The organism is Sphingomonas sp. YR710, assembly GCF_900101455.1.
Lineage (GTDB): Bacteria > Pseudomonadota > Alphaproteobacteria > Sphingomonadales > Sphingomonadaceae > Rhizorhabdus.
Genome location: NZ_FMZJ01000004.1, coordinates 61159 through 77733, shown reverse-complemented (window position 1 = coordinate 77733; position 16575 = coordinate 61159). Strand labels below are relative to the sequence as shown.

Below are 16575 nucleotides of genomic sequence, written 5' to 3'. Positions count from 1 at the left end.
TAACAGATGGGGACGGTCATCGCCATCGCAAGGGCTACCTTGTCATTACGATCCGCGGCTTTTGAAGGGAAGCAGCTTGCTCCGCGTCAACAACGGCTAAAGCGCACGTTCGTCCGGCAAAATCCGGCGTCGTGTTCCCGCAACGTGTGAAGGGAAAGCGATGCGACAGTACGATCATAAGCGTCGGCCTTAGGCCGGAAGTCTTTTCAAAAACGACAATTTGGCCGTGCGGTTGCCGTGCGGAAGGGCGCGCCGGGTCTGGTCGCGCCAAGGGGACATCATGCATTTCAGCGATACAGCATATTTTCGTTCGACGGCTTCTGTTTTCACGCTCGCATTGCTGGCGCTGACGGCACCGGCTTATGGGGAGCCGTCCGTCACGGCGCCGCTGGTGCTGGCAGATGCGACGGATGACGGATCGGACACCGATATCATCGTCAGCGCCCGGCGCCGGGACGAACGGGCGCAGGACGTGCCGATCGCGCTCAGCGTCGTCGGTCAGGAAACGTTGGAGAAGACGGGCAATTATACGCTTGGGCAAATTCAGCAACTTGTGCCGAGCATACAGATATTCAGCTTCAATCCGCGCAACACCAATATCAATATTCGCGGGCTCGGCAGCAATGTCGCGCTGACCAATGACGGGCTCGAGAACGGTGTCGGCGTCTATATCGACAATGTCTATTATGGGCGGGTCGGCCAGACGCAATTCGATCTGGTCGATCTCGATCATGTCGAGGTGCTGCGCGGACCGCAAGGCACCTTGTTCGGCAAGAATACGACTGCCGGCGCGATCAATATCAGCAGCCGGGTACCGGCCTTTCAGCCCGAGTTTTCGGGCGAGGCGACCATCGGCAACCATGGCGCCTATCAATTGCGCGGATCGCTGTCGGCACCGATCATCAGCGACATCGCGGCTTTCCGGCTGAGTATCGCCGAGACCCGTCGCGACGGCTTCATCGACGATGTCCGCACCGGTCAGAAAGCGCATGATTACGACAATTTCTCGGTCCGCGGGCAATTGCTGGTCAAGCCGGCCACGGATGTTCAGATCCGGCTTATCGGCGATTTTGCCCGGCAAAAGGCGCATTGCTGCATCCAGTTGCCCGTCGGCGTGTTCACCAGCTACGCCAATGGCGCGCCTGTCCCGAACAATTTCTACGATCGCATCGCCCGTGCCGGCTATGCCGCACTGCCGATCGATCCGTTCGCCCGCAAGACGGACGCGGATTCCCATTTTCAAGCAAATATGAAGTCCTACGGCCTGTCGGGCGAATTCGACTGGGATCTGGGAGGCGCCGCGCTGACATCGATCAGTGCCTATCGCTGGTGGGATTGGAATCCGGCTAATGACAGCGACGCGCTGGGGTTGCCGATCTTCACGATCAACCAGCAGGCGAACCGGCAGCGTCAGTTCAGCCAGGAATTGCGGATCGGCTCTACAGGCAAGCGTAAGATCGATTATGTGATCGGTGCCTATTATTTCTGGCAAATCGTGCGCGGCTATGGCGACAACGCTTATGGTGCGGCGGCGCCAGACTGGTATCGGCCGCCATCATCGCCGTTGCCGCTTGCGACCTGGAATGCGGCGCTCAACGGGTTTCGCGCGCAATCGACGTCGACACCCGAAACCCGGAGCTATGCGGTCTTCGGCCAGAGCACGTGGCATATCAGCGAGGCGCTGAGCCTGACGACAGGCCTGCGCTTCACCCACGAGGCGAAATCGGGCGATTTTCGGCAGGCCCAGGTTGGCGGGCTCGACATCAGCGCCTTTGCTGGCGCGCAAGCGATACGCGACAGTTTCAATCCGGTGCTGGCCTACAGCGCTGGACGGGCGGACAACAGCCTATCGGGTCTGGTCAGCCTGGCCTATAAAATAGTACCAGATGTGCTTGTATATACGAGCTATTCGCGCGGCAATAAATCGGGTGGTATCAACCTGAGCAGCTTCCCGCTCGGCGTGGTCGTGCCGACCAGCGTTCAGCCGGAACGGGTCAATAGCTACGAGGTGGGACTGAAAAGCCAGTTCCTCGATCGGAGGCTGACCGTAAATGCCGCCGGCTTCTGGACCGACGTTAAGGATTTCCAGAGCGCAATTACGACGCTCACCAATCTTGGTACATATCTACAGTATATTCAGAATGTTGGCGCCGTCCGTTCGCGCGGCTTCGAGCTGGATGCGCAGGCGCAGCCGAATGACCGGATCAGCCTCACCGCATCGCTGGCCTATACGGACAATGTCTATCGCAGCTATCGTGATGCGCCGGCCCCGGTCGAAAGCGCCAATCTGGGCGCGGCCACCGATCTCACCGGCCGGCAGATCGCCGGCGCCCCCAAATTCACCTACACTCTCGCGGCCGATGTCGCGCAGCCACTCGGCATCGATGCGCTGTGGATCTACGGCCATGCCGATTTCGCGCATCGATCGGGCTTCTTCACCCAGGTCACCAACTCGGCTTATTCGCGCGTGCCGGGCTATGGCCTGGCCAATGCCCGCATCGGCCTGCGCACCGACGACAGCCGCTGGGATCTGTCGCTGTGGGTGCGGAATCTGTTCGACAAACAGTATTTTCAGACGCTGTCGCCCGCCAATACCGGGCTGATCACGGGGCTCGTCGGCGATCCCCGCACCTTCGGCGTCACCCTTCGTACCAAGCTGTGAGGTGCTGATATGGCGACGACGTTCGTTCACGATCTCGGCCGTACCAGGCCGGTTCCTGCTCCGGCAAACGGTCTCCCTGGCGGTCGGCTGCTCGCCTTCTCGGCGATTTCCCTGCCGATCTACGCGGCCGCGATGCCGCTCAACGTCTATCTTCCGGCTATCTATGCCCAGCATTATGGTGTGCCGATCGGCGTACTCGGGCTGATCTTCCTGATCGAGAAATTGTGGGGAGCGCTGGCAGACCCGATCGTCGGGGCGCTCTGCGATCGCACGCGCAGCCGGTTTGGTCGCCGACGCATCTGGATCGCGGCGGGAGCAATCGTCACCGGGCTTTCGGCGCTTCCATTGTTCTTTCCCGTGTTCGGCGTGACGCCGATCCTGCTCGGTTTCACGTTGTTCGGCTTCTATCTGGGCTGGTCGATGATCCAGATCCCATTCCTGGCCTGGTCAGGAGAGATTTCGAACGACTATCATGAGCGAACCCGGGTCGCGACCTACCAGACGGTTGTGGGGTCGGCGGCGTTGCTGCTCATCCTGATCCTGCCGACGATTATCGATCAGCTTCGTCCCGGCGATGCCGCACTGAAGCTTGCCTCGATGGGTGGCCTGCTGGTGCTGTCGCTGGCCGTCGGGGCGGTGTTGACCCTGAGCGCCTTCCCCGAGCCTGCCGTTCCGCAAGAAGGCGGACGACGGCTGTCGCTGGGTCGCACGATCCGGCTGGTGGCGGGCAACCGGCTCCTGCTCCGCGTGCTGGGATCGGACTTTGCCGTGTCGGTCGGGCAGAATATCCGCGGCGTGCTGTTCGTCTTTTTCGTGAGCGCCTATATGGGCGCGCCACAATGGGCGAGTGGGCTGTTCCTGCTGCAATTCGTGTTCGGGATCGCGGCCGGGCCGATATGGATGCAGATCGGTCGGCGCCTCGGCAAGCATCGCACGGCGGTTTTGGGCGAACTCGTCCAGGTTCTGATCAATCTCGGGCTGCTGCTGATTGGTGCGCATGATCTGCCGCTGCTGCTCATACTGACAATCGCGCAGGGCTTCGCTCAAGGGTCGGGCAATCTGATGCTGCGGGCGATGGTGGCTGATGTCGCCGATCAGCATCGGCTCGATACCGGTGAGGATCGCGCAGCGCTCTTCTATTCGGTGTTCAGCATTTCGATCAAGGCGGCGATGGCCGCGGCCGTCGGGATCGCGCTACCACTGGTTGCCTGGCTCGGCTTCGATCCTGCCTCCACTCATAACAGCTCGGCGGCGTTGAATGGCTTGTTGCTGGTCTTCGCCCTGGGCCCGGCGATCGCCCATCTGATTTCGGCGGCGCTGATCCACGGCTTCCCGATCGATGCCAATGCACATGCCGAAATCCGCCGTGCACTTGCCGCCCGCGAACCACGGCTTTGACAATCATCACCAAGCAAGGAGAACGACCATGACTGCCCTCAATCAACGCTTCGTCAACGCCCATGAGGCCGAAAGTCCGCTCGACATCGTGCCTGTCGCTGGCCGGATCGGCGCCCAGATCCGCGGTATTTCGCTGTCGGCCGATCTGGATGATGCAATCCTCGCGGCGATCCGCGACGCGCTTGTCCGCCACAAGGTTATCTTTTTCCGAAACCAGGAGGGGTTCGACGATGCTGGGCAGGAGGCCTTCGCGGCCCGGCTTGGCACGCCGGTCCCCCATCCTACGGTGCCGGTCGCCGAGGGTTCGCGCTATCTGCTCGAACTCGACTCGAAGGAGGGTTATGCCGCATCGAGTTGGCACACCGATGTTACCTTCGTGCCCGACTATCCCGAAGCGTCGATCCTGCGCGCGATCGAGGTGCCCGAGGCGGGCGGGGATACGTTGTGGGCGAACACAGCTACTGCCTATGAGGAGTTGCCCGATGCGCTGAAGGCGCTGGTCGACAATCTTCGCGCGATCCACACCAATGCCTATGACTATGCAGCCGTGTTTGCGAACGCATCGCGCGAGCAGTTCGAGAAGCATCGCCAGGTTTTCGCGTCGACGGTCTATGAGACCGAACATCCCGTTGTCCGCGTCCATCCGGTGACGGGTGAGCGCAGCCTGCTCGTCGGCCATTTCGTCAAGCAGTTCGTCGGGCTGAACGGCGCGGATTCGGATCGGCTGCTCAGCATCTTGCAGGATCATGTCACCAAGCCCGAAAACACGGTGCGCTGGCGCTGGCAGCCGGGCGATGTCGCCATCTGGGACAATCGCGCTACCCAGCACCGTGCCGTCGCCGATTTCGGGCCGCAACGCCGTAACCTGCGCCGCGTAACGATCGCCGGCACCGTGCCGGTGGGCGTCGACGGCCAGCCGAGCCGCGCGCTCAAGCCGGAGCCCTTGAGCGCCTGATTTTCCCGGGATACCCCGTTTCCCGCCGGGGTATCCCGCATCAGCTCTTCGGCCCGGAAGGGGTGTCTTCACAGCCCATCAGCTCCTCGATCTGTCGACCATGCGGATGCCGGCCCTTGCCGATCGTCATATGATCGACAATCAGGATCGGCGAGCAACTGTGAAGGCATCCATTCGGAATGAACCGCCAAACATCCGCCCGTGCGGGCATCATGATGGCGGTGGGCGCCTATCTGCTGTGGGGCGGGGCGATGCCCGTGTTCCTGAAGCTGCTGCGGCCGATGCCGCCCGTCGACATTCTGTGCAATCGGATCCTCTGGTCCTTGCTGCTGCTGGCGCTGCTGGCATGGCCCATGCGGCGCATCGCAGCGATCTGGGGGGCGGTCCGCAATGCGCGGCTGATGGCGATGTTGTCGGCCTCGGCAGTCCTGATCGCGGCGAATTGGCTGATTTATGTCAGTGCCGTCAATGGCGGCCATGTCGTGCAGGCCAGCCTGGGCTATTTTATCAATCCGCTGGTCAACGTCTTGCTCGGCGTGATTTTTCTGCGCGAGCGCATGTCGCGCCCGGCGGGTATCGCCATATTGCTGGCCACCATTGGCGTGGCCGGGCTGGCGATCTGGCAGCATGCGCTGCCGCTGCTGTCGCTGGCCCTTGCGGTGACGTTCGGGCTCTACGGCCTCGTTCGCAAGATGGCGCCGATCGATGCGTTCGAAGGGCTGCTCTTGGAAACTGCCTTATTGTCGCCTGTCGCCGCGGGCTGGCTGATCTGGAACGGCAGCGGGATGTCGCCGGCCGGTCCATCGCTGGGCCTGCTTTCGCTGAGCGGCGTAATCACGACGGCACCTTTGCTGATGTTTGCCGGCGCGGCCAAGCGGTTGCGTTATGCCGATCTCGGCCTGTTGCAATATATCGCGCCGACGATGCAATTATTGCTGGGCGTCTTCGCTTATGGCGAGCCGCTGCTGCCCATTCACCTCTTCACCTTCGGTTGTATCTGGAGCGGTCTGGCGATCTACGCAATCAGCAGCTGGCGCGCTGCCCGGATGATGGCAATTCCCGAACGATCATAACGTCGCTTCTACGATCACCAGCGTGGAATCCTCGGGGAAGGGACGGGCGGTAAACCCCATTTCGCGCTCCAACTCGATCGCGGCGTGGTTCTCTCGGCTTTCGATCGACTGCAGCATTTTCACCCCATGGGCGCGCGCATACCGGGCGATATGTTCGAGAAGAACCCAGCCAATTCCGCGATTTTTATAGTCAGAATCGATGGAGATTGCGACTTCGGCAGTCTTCATGTCGGCGTCGGCGGCCAGCATGGCGCTTGCGATCATGCGGTCGGCCGGTAAATCGATCGCAACAAAGCTTTCCGCATGCTGGTGATCGACGTGCGTCAGCGCTGCCAATTGGGTGTCGCCCACCTTGCGCGTGCTGCTGAGGAAGCGGAAGCGCAGGTCATCTGGGCTGACATGATCGAACAGGCCGGCCAAAGTGGCCTCGTCGCCGGGTTGGGCCGGGCGCACGTAGAAGCCGTAGCCGGTTCGCGTCGTGAGATGGGCGCTCCAATCGCGCAGGGGCGCCGAATCCTTGGGGCAATCGATGGCGATAGCGGTCATGCCGTCCTCCGTGCGTGGGCTGCGGGTTTGGCCATGGTGATGTGGCAATGCAGCGCGCGCGGACATTCGTAAACATACCGATGCGTACGGAGGCGGCGGTATGGATATCACCGCAACGAGCGACATCCCGCCACGCGCAATCTGCGCGGCGGGATGTCGTGCGAGGGGTTAGGCTAGACATTCAGCTTTGAAATGACGTTCGTAACCCGGGGCGCGACGGCCATCTCACCTTGGTGACGACATGGTCCGTCCTGCGGTTGGCGGCCGGGATTTCGGTTCGGGCAACCTGCGAATTGACGGGCCTATCGAGTTGCACTTCTGCCGCCATGCGCTCGCGCTGGTCAAAGAAGCTCGCAATTTTCAACCGCTTCTTCAGCGATAGCGACGGATTATCCGGTGTCGGCCCGCGATATGCAGCCTGCACATGGCGGCCGAAACGCGAGATATCGAAACCGGTCGGCAGGGTGGTCGCAGGAACGGCTGACGGCGGGGCCGCGCTATCCGCGGCAGCATAAGCCGGCATGGTGCTCGCATTTGTGGGCGGGCTTGCGACCGGCACGATCGCGGCTTCGTTGAGATCGTTGAGATCCTCCTGATTCCGCTTACGGCGGGTCATTGCGAATGCGCCGCCGGCCAGGGCCAGGAAGCAAGCGCCAGCTAGGCCGGCGATCGGCAGCGTTTCGTCGCTCGGCGACTTCTGCACGATTGCCTGTGGTGGAGCCTTAGGCACCGACTGTACGATGGGCGGCGCGACTGCAACTGCCGCTGGTGGCGCAACTTTTTGCACGTCCGCTTGTACCGGGGTCGGCCGCACGACAGGATGGGTCGAAGGGGGAGCCGCCGCGAGTTTGGTCGCAGTCGCGCGTGCGGGTTTGGCGGTCGCGGCCGGCTGTGCCGTGTCCGTGGACTCTGCTTTGATTTCGGTCGCGACCTTTTCCAGCGTGCTGTTGGCACTTGCGAGCGGCGAAACCGTGGCGGACCCGGTCATAACAGAAGGTGCAGGTGCGGTCGCTGTCGTGACACTGGGCGTAGCAGGCGGTGGTATCACCAGAACGGGTGCCGATGCATCGGCTGGGGGCGCGTCAATGCTCTGCGCAAACAGCGGGGTGGCGGAAAGGGCGAGAACCGCAGCTGCTGCGGTCATGCCCTGGCGGAGCGGGGAATATTCATATCTCATGCGCAACCAACCCCAGAGCGCATCGATCGGGTCCGTCTGTTCCGGCGGAATGCGCTTCTGGTGCGGTGAATTGAAGGGTTTCGTCGAAAATACCGTGACAGCATTGCGCGAAGCCCTGACGCTGCGCCGATTGCGTTGTGCGGGGCAGGAAGGTTGTCATGGCATGGTGGCGGATATTCAGCTTCGTCTTGGCGATGGGGTCTGGCGCGATCGCGAGCGTCGCTGCGAAACCAGTGCCGCCGGTACCAGTTCTGGTCGCCAAGGGCGTCTGGACAGTCTCCGGTGGTATCACTCCGGATCGCCAGCCAGATGGCAATAGCGTCATATTTGACGCGCCTGGTGGTCTGATCGTGTTCGATACTGGCCGGCACGTCTGGCATCGCAACGCCATTCTCGCGCTGGCCCGTGAGGAGGGCAAGCCGATTGCGGCGATCATCAACAGCCACTGGCATCTTGATCATGTCAGCGGCAATCCAGCGCTGCGGGCGGCGTTTCCCCATCTGCGGGTCTATGCAAGCGCGGCGATTGACGGCGCTCTCGCGGGTTTTCTGCCAGACAGTGTGCGCCAGTCGGAACCCTATCTGAACGATCCCGCGCTGCCTGCGGCAACGCGCGACGATATTCGCGCCGACATGGCAACGATCGCCAACGGCCCGGCCTTGCGGCCCGACATGACGGTCATCGGATCGCATTCGCTGCGGATCGCCGGGAGGCAGCTGATGGTAAGACTTGCGGCCAACGCCGCTACCGCAGGCGATGTTTGGCTTTACGATGGCAAGACAAGGATCGTGGTAACCGGCGATCTTGTCACGTTGCCGGCGCCCTTTCTCGATACGGCCTGCCCCGAAGGCTGGCAACGGGCGCTCGCGCGCATAACCGCCACGCCGTTTCGTACGCTGATCCCGGGGCATGGCCCGCCGATGACTCCGCCGCAGTTCGCGCTGTACAGGCACAGCTTCGATGCGTTCATTGCCTGCGTCGGATCGTCCGAACCAAAGACGGTCTGCGCCGCTGCCTGGACCGAGCAGGTAAGGCCGTTACTTGGCGACGATCCGGTAGATGGCAAAAGAGCACAGGGGATGGCGACATATTATGTCGAGATGCTTCGCGCCAATCGTGGGCGCAGCAAATATTGCGCCGCGCCTGCCCACCACTGACATAGCAGCGTTGACTGATGTAAGGGTGCCTCCCCAAGCCGCGAAAATAGACTAGGCTTAGTCCCATGATTGCTCGATTCGCCGCGTTTGCATTGCTCGCCACGGTCTCCTTTCCGGCTTTTGCGGCCGCACCACCGCCGCCTGCCAAGGTGCGTGTCGACCTGCAGACGAGCAAGGGCGTCATTCACGTTGAGCTGGACGGCAAGCGTGCGCCGATAACAACGGCCAATTTCCTGCGATATGTCGATGAAAAACGCTTCGACGGCACCACCTTCTATCGTGCGTCGCGCGCAGGAGGCGCCGGCCTCATTCAAGGCGGGATCAATCATTCCTATCGCCGGATGTTGCCATCGATCGCTCATGAGCCCACCAGCAAGACCGGGATCAGGCATGTTAACGGTACCATTTCAATGGCTCGTGATGCGCCGGGGTCGGCAACCGGCGATTTCTTCATCACAGTCGGTGCGAATTCTTATCTCGACGCGACCAAAGGCACCTCTGACGAGGCCCAGGGTTTTGCGGCGTTCGGGCATGTGATCGGTGGCATGGATGTGGTGCGTAAGATCTTGTCGGCGCCGACCGACAAGGGCGGGGCGGGGCCGATGAAGGGGCAGATGATCCGGGCGCCGATCCAGATTATCACGGCACGCCGCGCCAAATGATGATCCAACCGGCGGTGCCCGTTCAGCAAGCGTTCTGCCAGCAGGACAGATGAGCGACGTCTTTTTGAGGAGATTTCTACCGTGAAGGCGTATCAGCTTGCTGTTCCTGCTCTTGTCGCAATTGCCGTGCCGGCCATCGTACATGCACAAGCGATCGACCCGACGGCGCGCATCGCATTGTACAATGATGCCATTATCGGCGTAATGAAGTCGAAGGGTGGACTGGCGGCGCGGACCGACAAGTTCGAACCGATCGTGCGTGAATATTATGATATGCCAACGATTGCCCAGCTTGTCGTTGGTCCCAAATGGGCGACGAGTTCGGCTGTTGATCGCGAGGCGGCGATCGCTGCGCTGATTCACCATTCGGCGACATCGCTTGCTCGCAATTTTTCGTCTTATAGCGGCGAGAAATTCGTGATCGATCCGGCGGTGATCAGCCGTGGGGCCAGCAAGGTAGTGCGGGTGACGATCATATCGGCGGATGGCAAGAATGTGCTGCTCTATCAAATGCGTCAGGGGCCCACCGGCTGGAAGATCGTCGACGTTGTCTCGGGCGGAGTAAGCCAATTGGCCGTTCAGCGTGCCGACGTGGCGGGGGCTGTGGCGACAGGTGGAGCTGCGGGGCTCGCCAGGCAGCTCGCAAAGCTTGATAATGCTCTTAAATAAGCAACTGTAAGATAAGATTTTGCATTCGTTTATTATTCGGCCTGCAATGTAACGGCCGAAAGATCGTCTGCGCTTTTTTGGGTTTCGATCTGACGGGCCTGAACGGTCTGAGAAAAGGATATTTTGATGGCATCCGGGTTGGCCGCGCTGTTGGACGATGTTGCAGGTATTGCCCGGGTTGCGGCCGCTTCGCTCGATGACGTCGCAGCCGCGGCCGGCAAGGCGAGCGCAAAGGCCGCCGGCGTGGTGATCGACGATACCGCCGTCAGTCCGCGTTATGTCGTTGGCTTCACTCCGGATCGAGAATTGCCGATCATCGCACGCATTGCGATCGGATCATTGCGCAATAAACTGTTACTGCTCTTGCCTGCCGCGCTCGCGCTGAGCGCGCTCGCGCCATGGGCGATCACCCCGCTGCTTATGCTGGGTGGTGCCTACCTCTGCTTCGAAGGTGCTGAAAAGGTCCTGGAACTCCTGTTCCATCACGAGCAGCATGACGACACGGGGCCATCGGTGGACGATCCTGCGCATCTGGAGCGGGCCAAGATCAAGGGCGCTATCCGAACTGACTTGATTCTGTCGGCCGAGATCATGGCGATTGCGCTTGCTGAAGTGGCTACCGCGCCACTGTTGACGCAGGCCGCCGCGCTCGCGACAGTCGGCGTGCTCGTGACGGTTGGCGTTTATGGCGTGGTGGCGTTGATCGTGAAGATGGACGACGTTGGCCTGCACCTGGCGGGCAGAGCGAGCCGCGCGGCACAGGCGATGGGGCGGGGGCTGGTCAAGGCGATGCCGCCGCTGCTGACGGGGTTGGCAGGGGTTGGTACGGCCGCGATGATGTGGGTCGGCGGTGGTATTTTAGTTCATGGCCTTGATCATTTCGGGTTCGGCCAAATTTCCGATGTGCTCCACCATGTTGCCGACATTGTCGGTCGCGGCGCACCGATCGGCCGCGCGGTAGCTGAATGGTTCGTTATAGCGATCGGCTCGGCGATTGTAGGACTGGTAGTGGGGAGCGCGATCGCGACCGTCATTGCCAGGGTCAAGCGGCCGGCAGCCTGACGAGGAACGGATAATCAATCGGCGCGGGTCATATCCGAAACGATTGCACCCAGGGCAAAGGCTACGGCGCGCTCGTCGCCAGGAAAGCCTAGTTGGATCCCGTCTTCGGTATGGCCGGTGACGAAGCCTGTGATCACGCCGGCTTCGGGGTGTCGCAATTCGACCCGCGATCCCAGGGCCGGGGGCTGATCGGTTTCGAGTCGGGCGCCGCTTCCAGAAATGCTCCGAAGTCCGACAAGGGTCGGGCGATCAGCCGCCGTGAGGATGCAGAGCCTTTGCCTGCGCCAGCGACTCGCCATGCGCAGGGTACCCTTGCTGATCTGGCTTGCCATTCACACTCTCACCCGAACATTGAATGCAGCCGCTATAATTACCAAGCGCAAAAATAGCGTTAAGGACGAGCAGGCAGGTTCACGGAGCTACGGGGAAGCAGGCAGATCCGCCTGCCTTTACGGTGGCGCACGCCTGATCGGCTGTGGCATGCGATGCCAATGGCCCGGCCTGGAGGCGCGTGAAGGTGCCGGCTGTCACATAGCTGGGTGAGAGCGATTTTATCGACGCTGCGGATCCCGAAATCCGGGCCCAGGCGGCTTTGGCGGCGGCCTCAGAGGAGAAGGCGCCAAGCTGAATCCTCCAACTCCCGCCCGGAGCCGGAGTGATGACCGGTTGGGATCTTACCGGTGCCGGCTTGACCGCAGGAGCAACGACGGCCGGGGGCTTTGTGGCCGGTGCAGGAGCCAATATCGCGGGCGGCGGAGCACTTGGCTGCGACGGTGGTACGTTGACCTGGCCGATTGGTGCCGGAGTGTTGGAAGCCACATGCGGCGCGACGCTCGAACGCATCGTCAGGGGGCTCGATCCGGTGCCGGTATCGACCATTGAGAGTTTTTCGGTTCGTTCCATCTCGCGCGCCAGCGAAAGCCCGGCCTGGCGTTGATTCTCGGGAATGAGCAGATCCATCTGTGCCAGGCTGGTACTGGCCGCACCTACACCGGCCGCCTTGGCACGCGTCATCAACGCATATGCGCGTGCCCAATCCTTCGGTAGCGAATCGCCGTTGAAATAGGCCGTGCCGACAACATATTGCGCGCGCGGCTCGCCATGGTCGGCGGCTTTCTTCAGCCAGGTCATGGCCTCGTCGCGCTGCCCGGACTGGAACAGCGTCAGTCCGAGCACCGCCTGGGCCTGTTCGTGGTTCGCCATTGCGGCCTTGCGATACCAGTCCATCGCAATCGCCTGATCGGCGGCAACGCCACGGCCGAGCTTATAGGCCTGGCCCATATTGAACTGGGCGTCAGCGTCGCCATTCTGCGCAGGAATTCGCCATTCGCCAACGGCCTTCGGATAATCGCCGGCAAGCCACGCATCGACGCCTTCCTTGACACCGGCAAGTGCCGGCGCGGCGATGGTGGCCAGCAGGCCGCAGCCGATCAATAAAGCTCTCATCCCCGGAAAATCCCGTTTTCATACCCTGATTGGGCCGAGTGATAGCGCCTTTGGACCACTATCGCGACATCTGTTTATGCGATGTCAGTGGGCGCCTTAACCAATCATTAGCCATGATTGTGGCAGGCGCTTGGCTGGCGGGGCGCGGGCGTCCGGCTCGGGGATGCGCAATGCGGAAACTGGTTGGATTGGCGCTTACGGGGTTGATGGTTGCGGCCACGCTGTGCGGCTGTTCTACCGCACCATCGCCTCGTCCCAGCCTCGGTCAAGCTGCGCCGCGCCGCATTCCCATCGCCGCATCGGCACCGTCGGCCATTTCCTCCGTGTCGCAGGCTGAACGGGCGGTCGCAGCGGCGCCGCTGGATTCTGGTGCGCGCTATCGGCTTGGCCGCGCCTATTTATCCGCAGGGCGTTTTGTTTCGGCGGGATCGGCCTTTTCCGATACGCTTACGCTCGATCCGGCGCATGGGCAGGCCGGTGTCATGGCGGCCGTGGCGATGCTTCAGCAGGGACGCGACGAGGACGCCCGTTCGCTGCTCGCCAGGGTCCGAAGCTGCGCTCCGGCTGCAGACCTCGGCCTTGCGCTCGCTCTGGCCGGGCAGGTTGATGAGGCGCAGTCGGTGCTCGAAGCGGCGGCGAGGCAGGCTGGGGCTGACGCACGGACTAAGTTGAATCTGGCGTTTGTCTATGCCCTGCAAGGCCACTGGAACGATGCTGTGGCAACGGCATCGCAGGATATACCGGCCGATCAGTTGCCCGGTCGCCTTCACCATTGGGCGAAAATCGCCCAGGCTGTGCCGCATTCAGCCGATCGGGTGACGGCTATGCTGGGGATTGTCCCGCAGGTCGATCCCGGGCAGCCCGTTGCACTCGCTTTGGCGTTGCCGGCTTCGGCAGGTTCGGCGCAAACGGCCGAGGCGGTCGCCGTCACTCCGGCCGTCGCAGCGGGGACTACTCCCGTCATCGCGATCGTTGCCGCTGAGGCGTCGCCCCCATCACCGTCGGCCAAAGCGCTCGATCCGAGGCCAAAAGCGCTCGCGGGCATTCCGAAGGTGCGCATCGGCGGGCGCTATGTCGTTCAGATCGGCGCCTATCACTCTTCCCGGCAGACCCAGCTGGCTTGGTCGCGCATCAGCGGCAGGAACGTGTTTCTGACAAATTATGTCCCGGCGGAAGCCGACGTGCCTTTGGCCCAATCCAATACGACGTTGCACCGATTGTCGATTGGCGGCTTTGCCTCGCAGCGCGCTGCGATACGGTTGTGTCGGCTGATCAAAAGCCGGGGCGGGGATTGCTTCGTGCGCGGATCGTCTGGCGACCGCCCGCTGGAATGGGCGTCGCGCGGAGGCGAACGGAACCCCGCTGCCTAGCCGACCGGCACACCGCCCTTGATCGTGCGGAGCACCTTGCCTTGTACGGGCAGGCCATCGAACGGCGTATTGCCCGCGCCGCCCACCATCCGATCGGATTCGATCCGCCAGGGCAGATCGGGATCGAACAGGATCAGATCGGCCTCGTCGCCCACCGCCAGCGCGCCGCCCGGCACGCCGAGGAGCCGAGCCGGTACCGTCGACAATTTGCCGATCAGGCCAGGCAGGTCGATCGCACCGTCGCGCACGAGCACCAGCGCCAGGGTCAGCAAGGTTTCCGCGCCCGACATGCCGGCTTCCGCATCCGCATAGGGCAGGCGCTTGGCCTCCGGCCCCTGCGGATCGTGGCTCGAGCAGATCAGGTCGATCGTGCCGTCGGCGATCGCGGCGATCGCCGCCTTGCGATCATCCTCGCAGCGGAGCGGGGGCGACAGCCTCGCGAAGGTACGAAAACCGCCGATCGCGATGTCGGACAGCAGCAGATGGGCGGGGCTGATACCACAGGTGACCGCTACGCCGCGCTTTTTGGCGGAACGCACCAGATCGAACGATGCCGCGGTGGTGAGCTGGCGGAAGTGCAGCCGTGCCCCGGTTTCTTCGGCGAGGGCCAGATCGCGTGCGACCGCCATCGCCTCGGCCACCGCGGGCGCCGAGGCGAGCCCAAGCCGGGTCGCCATCTCGCCATCGGTGGCAACGGCATTGTCGGTCAGGCCATTGTCCTCGGCATGGACGATGACGAGCATGTCGAGCGCGCGCGCATAGCTGAGCAACCGGTACATCACGCCGCTGTCGGCGATCCAGCGCCGCCCGGTCGCGATCGCGCAGGCCCCGGCCGCCTTCATCAGCCCGATTTCGGCGAGATCGCTGCCCGCGAGCCCCGTTGTGGCGGCCGCGATAGGATGGATCCAGACATCGGGCTTGCCGGCCGCCGCCGCGCGTTGGACCAGCGCGGCATGATCGAGCGGTGGCGATTGATCGGGCATCAAGGCGGCGCGGGTGATGCCGCCGGCGGCAAAGGCCGGCATGTCGATCGCGAAGCTGCCCAGATCGACCAGACCCGGCCCGACAAAAGCGCGCCTGGCGTCGATCGTCTCGCAACCGGCGGGAATGTCGAATGCGCCGACGGCAGCGATGTGGCGATCGCGGATCAGCACGCCGCCTTCGGTGACGATCCCGGCGACCGGATCAACGAGCCGGGCGTTCATTATGGCGAGCGGTGCGGTCATGCCCAGCCCTCGATCCCGCGGCGGCCGCGTGTCAGCACGTCGAGGCAAGCCATGCGCACGGCTACCCCCATTTCGACCTGTTCGGTGATGGCCGATCGTGTCGGATGATCGGCCACGCTGCTCGTGATCTCCACGCCCCGGTTCATCGGCCCCGGATGCATCACCAGCGCATCGGGCGCGGTGCGCTCCAGCCGCTCGGGTGTGAGCCCGTACAAGGCATGATATTCGCGCGGGGAGGGCAGATAACCGCCCGCCATCCGCTCATTCTGCAGCCTGAGCATCATCACCACATCGGCGCCGTCGAGCCCGGCATCGAAATCGGTGAATGGGATCACCCCCATCCGCTCGATCGCCGCCGGCATCAGCGTGGGCGGCGCGACGACGCGGACTTCGGCGCCGAGCGCCGTCAGCGCGAGGATGTTGGAACGCGCGACCCGGCTGTGCAGCACATCGCCGCAGATCGCGACGGTCAGCCCGCCGATCCGGCCCATCCGTCGTCTGATCGTCAGCGCGTCGAGCAGCGCCTGGGTAGGATGCTCGTGCCGCCCGTCGCCGGCGTTGAGGACGGGGCAGTCGACCTTGTCCGCGATCAGCTGCACCGCGCCCGAACTCTGATGCCGGATCACGATCACGTCGGCACGCATCGCGTTCAAGGTAACCGCGGTATCGATCAGCGTTTCGCCCTTCTTCACACTCGATTGCGCAGCGTGCATGTTGACGACATCGGCGCCGAGCCGCTTGCCGGCAATCTCGAACGACAGCAGGGTGCGCGTGCTGTTTTCGAAGAAGGCGTTGATCAGGGTAAGGCCCGTCAGCCGATCGTCATGTTTGACGGCGGATGCGCGGTTGAGCGTGATCCATTGTTCGGCTTCATCGAGCAGGAACAGGATCTCGTGCGGCTGCAGGCCAAAGATGCCGGTCAGATCGCGGTGCGGAAAGGGTGATGAGAGTCGTTCGGACATTAAAGCTGCGTCATAGGCGCGGCAGGGGCGAAGCTCAAGCGGCTGTCACCCGCTCAAGCATCCTTCGATATAATCCACCGACCGGGAAACGACCCTTCAGTGGTGGGGGGGGGGGGGGCTCGCGCCGGTCAAAAGCACCGCGAGACAGGCCCCCTCCGTCCTTTTTTGTCATTCACGAATCCCGGCACTCGGGAAATTCATCGCTATCAA

General features: G+C 62.7%; 15 protein-coding genes. 9 read left to right on the top strand and 6 right to left on the bottom strand.

Translation table 11 applies throughout. From position 1 onward, the window contains the following. Window positions 1-280: 280 nt before the first annotated feature. The 4 genes from BLS13_RS06460 to rarD all read left to right on the top strand — a co-directional run bounded on the left by BLS13_RS06460 (window position 281) and on the right by rarD (window position 6088). Window positions 281-2662 (top strand): TonB-dependent receptor, encoded by a 2382-nt coding sequence (locus BLS13_RS06460; RefSeq protein ID WP_093450780.1) that lies wholly within the window; start codon window positions 281-283, stop codon window positions 2660-2662. 9 nt (window positions 2663-2671) lie between these two features. Further along, complete coding sequence (locus tag BLS13_RS06455) at window positions 2672-4060, top strand: MFS transporter (protein WP_093450779.1); 1389 nt, start codon at window positions 2672-2674, stop codon at window positions 4058-4060. Between the two features lie 28 nt (window positions 4061-4088). Continuing rightward, window positions 4089-5015: a TauD/TfdA dioxygenase family protein gene (locus BLS13_RS06450; RefSeq protein WP_093450777.1), complete on the top strand. Its 927-nt coding sequence runs from the start codon at window positions 4089-4091 to the stop codon at window positions 5013-5015. Window positions 5016-5194: 179 nt separating this feature from the next. Beyond that, window positions 5195-6088, top strand: coding sequence for an EamA family transporter RarD (gene rarD, locus BLS13_RS06445; protein WP_256325738.1), 894 nt, complete (start codon window positions 5195-5197; stop codon window positions 6086-6088). Here the strand turns inward: rarD and BLS13_RS06440 are convergent. Together BLS13_RS06440 and BLS13_RS06435 are read right to left on the bottom strand one after the other, a co-directional pair. Further along, the gene (locus tag BLS13_RS06440) at window positions 6083-6634 is read right to left on the bottom strand and encodes a GNAT family N-acetyltransferase (RefSeq protein ID WP_093450774.1); all 552 of its coding nucleotides are present in this window, start codon (window positions 6632-6634) and stop codon (window positions 6083-6085) included. The genes rarD and BLS13_RS06440 overlap by 6 nt on opposite strands. A gap of 181 nt (window positions 6635-6815) precedes the next feature. Next, window positions 6816-7622, bottom strand: coding sequence for a hypothetical protein (locus tag BLS13_RS06435; protein WP_093450772.1), 807 nt, complete (start codon window positions 7620-7622; stop codon window positions 6816-6818). 347 nt (window positions 7623-7969) lie between these two features. On the opposite strand from BLS13_RS06435, the gene BLS13_RS06430 reads away from it, so the two are divergent. The 4 genes from BLS13_RS06430 to BLS13_RS06415 all read left to right on the top strand — a co-directional run bounded on the left by BLS13_RS06430 (window position 7970) and on the right by BLS13_RS06415 (window position 11361). Next, window positions 7970-8968 carry an MBL fold metallo-hydrolase gene (locus BLS13_RS06430; RefSeq protein ID WP_093450771.1) on the top strand — a complete coding sequence of 333 codons (999 nt, stop codon included), beginning with the start codon at window positions 7970-7972 and terminating at the stop codon, window positions 8966-8968. 65 nt (window positions 8969-9033) lie between these two features. Next, complete coding sequence (locus tag BLS13_RS06425; protein ID WP_093450769.1) at window positions 9034-9630, top strand: peptidylprolyl isomerase; 597 nt, start codon at window positions 9034-9036, stop codon at window positions 9628-9630. 81 nt (window positions 9631-9711) lie between these two features. Beyond that, entirely contained in the window at window positions 9712-10299 is a 588-nt protein-coding gene (locus BLS13_RS06420) for an ABC transporter substrate-binding protein (RefSeq protein WP_093450768.1), read from the top strand. A gap of 126 nt (window positions 10300-10425) precedes the next feature. Beyond that, on the top strand, window positions 10426-11361 hold the full coding sequence (locus BLS13_RS06415; RefSeq protein ID WP_093450766.1) for a DUF808 domain-containing protein: 936 nt from the start codon (window positions 10426-10428) through the stop codon (window positions 11359-11361). Between the two features lie 14 nt (window positions 11362-11375). On the opposite strand, the gene BLS13_RS06410 is transcribed toward BLS13_RS06415, so the two are convergent. Both BLS13_RS06410 and BLS13_RS06405 read right to left on the bottom strand, forming a co-directional pair. Further along, window positions 11376-11693 carry a PilZ domain-containing protein gene (locus BLS13_RS06410; RefSeq protein ID WP_093450765.1) on the bottom strand — a complete coding sequence of 106 codons (318 nt, stop codon included), beginning with the start codon at window positions 11691-11693 and terminating at the stop codon, window positions 11376-11378. A gap of 79 nt (window positions 11694-11772) precedes the next feature. Next, on the bottom strand, window positions 11773-12807 hold the full coding sequence (locus BLS13_RS06405; protein WP_093450763.1) for an SPOR domain-containing protein: 1035 nt from the start codon (window positions 12805-12807) through the stop codon (window positions 11773-11775). Between the two features lie 170 nt (window positions 12808-12977). On the opposite strand from BLS13_RS06405, the gene BLS13_RS06400 reads away from it, so the two are divergent. Next, on the top strand, window positions 12978-14177 hold the full coding sequence (locus tag BLS13_RS06400) for an SPOR domain-containing protein (protein WP_176943465.1): 1200 nt from the start codon (window positions 12978-12980) through the stop codon (window positions 14175-14177). Here the strand turns inward: BLS13_RS06400 and BLS13_RS06395 are convergent. Both BLS13_RS06395 and BLS13_RS06390 read right to left on the bottom strand, forming a co-directional pair. Continuing rightward, complete coding sequence (locus BLS13_RS06395; RefSeq protein ID WP_093450760.1) at window positions 14174-15403, bottom strand: dihydroorotase; 1230 nt, start codon at window positions 15401-15403, stop codon at window positions 14174-14176. The two genes, BLS13_RS06400 and BLS13_RS06395, sit on opposite strands and share 4 nt — an antisense overlap. Continuing rightward, on the bottom strand, window positions 15400-16365 hold the full coding sequence (locus tag BLS13_RS06390) for an aspartate carbamoyltransferase catalytic subunit (RefSeq protein WP_093450759.1): 966 nt from the start codon (window positions 16363-16365) through the stop codon (window positions 15400-15402). The genes BLS13_RS06395 and BLS13_RS06390 overlap by 4 nt, the downstream gene beginning before the upstream one ends. Between the last annotated feature and the right edge of the window lie 210 nt (window positions 16366-16575).

What these genes read in the sequence shown, in the direction of transcription:
- BLS13_RS06460 (WP_093450780.1), top strand. Translation starts at nt 281, where the DNA reads ATGCATTTCAGCGATACAGCATATTTTCGTTCGACGGCTTCTGTTTTC.
- BLS13_RS06455 (WP_093450779.1), top strand. Translation starts at nt 2,672, where the DNA reads ATGGCGACGACGTTCGTTCACGATCTCGGCCGTACCAGGCCGGTTCCT.
- BLS13_RS06450 (WP_093450777.1), top strand. Translation starts at nt 4,089, where the DNA reads ATGACTGCCCTCAATCAACGCTTCGTCAACGCCCATGAGGCCGAAAGT.
- rarD (WP_256325738.1), top strand. Translation starts at nt 5,195, where the DNA reads ATGAACCGCCAAACATCCGCCCGTGCGGGCATCATGATGGCGGTGGGC.
- BLS13_RS06440 (WP_093450774.1), bottom strand. Translation starts at nt 6,634, where the DNA reads ATGACCGCTATCGCCATCGATTGCCCCAAGGATTCGGCGCCCCTGCGC.
- BLS13_RS06435 (WP_093450772.1), bottom strand. Translation starts at nt 7,622, where the DNA reads ATGACCGGGTCCGCCACGGTTTCGCCGCTCGCAAGTGCCAACAGCACG.
- BLS13_RS06430 (WP_093450771.1), top strand. Translation starts at nt 7,970, where the DNA reads ATGGCATGGTGGCGGATATTCAGCTTCGTCTTGGCGATGGGGTCTGGC.
- BLS13_RS06425 (WP_093450769.1), top strand. Translation starts at nt 9,034, where the DNA reads ATGATTGCTCGATTCGCCGCGTTTGCATTGCTCGCCACGGTCTCCTTT.
- BLS13_RS06415 (WP_093450766.1), top strand. Translation starts at nt 10,426, where the DNA reads ATGGCATCCGGGTTGGCCGCGCTGTTGGACGATGTTGCAGGTATTGCC.
- BLS13_RS06410 (WP_093450765.1), bottom strand. Translation starts at nt 11,693, where the DNA reads ATGGCAAGCCAGATCAGCAAGGGTACCCTGCGCATGGCGAGTCGCTGG.
- BLS13_RS06405 (WP_093450763.1), bottom strand. Translation starts at nt 12,807, where the DNA reads ATGAGAGCTTTATTGATCGGCTGCGGCCTGCTGGCCACCATCGCCGCG.
- BLS13_RS06400 (WP_176943465.1), top strand. Translation starts at nt 12,978, where the DNA reads ATGCGGAAACTGGTTGGATTGGCGCTTACGGGGTTGATGGTTGCGGCC.
- BLS13_RS06395 (WP_093450760.1), bottom strand. Translation starts at nt 15,403, where the DNA reads ATGACCGCACCGCTCGCCATAATGAACGCCCGGCTCGTTGATCCGGTC.
- BLS13_RS06390 (WP_093450759.1), bottom strand. Translation starts at nt 16,365, where the DNA reads ATGTCCGAACGACTCTCATCACCCTTTCCGCACCGCGATCTGACCGGC.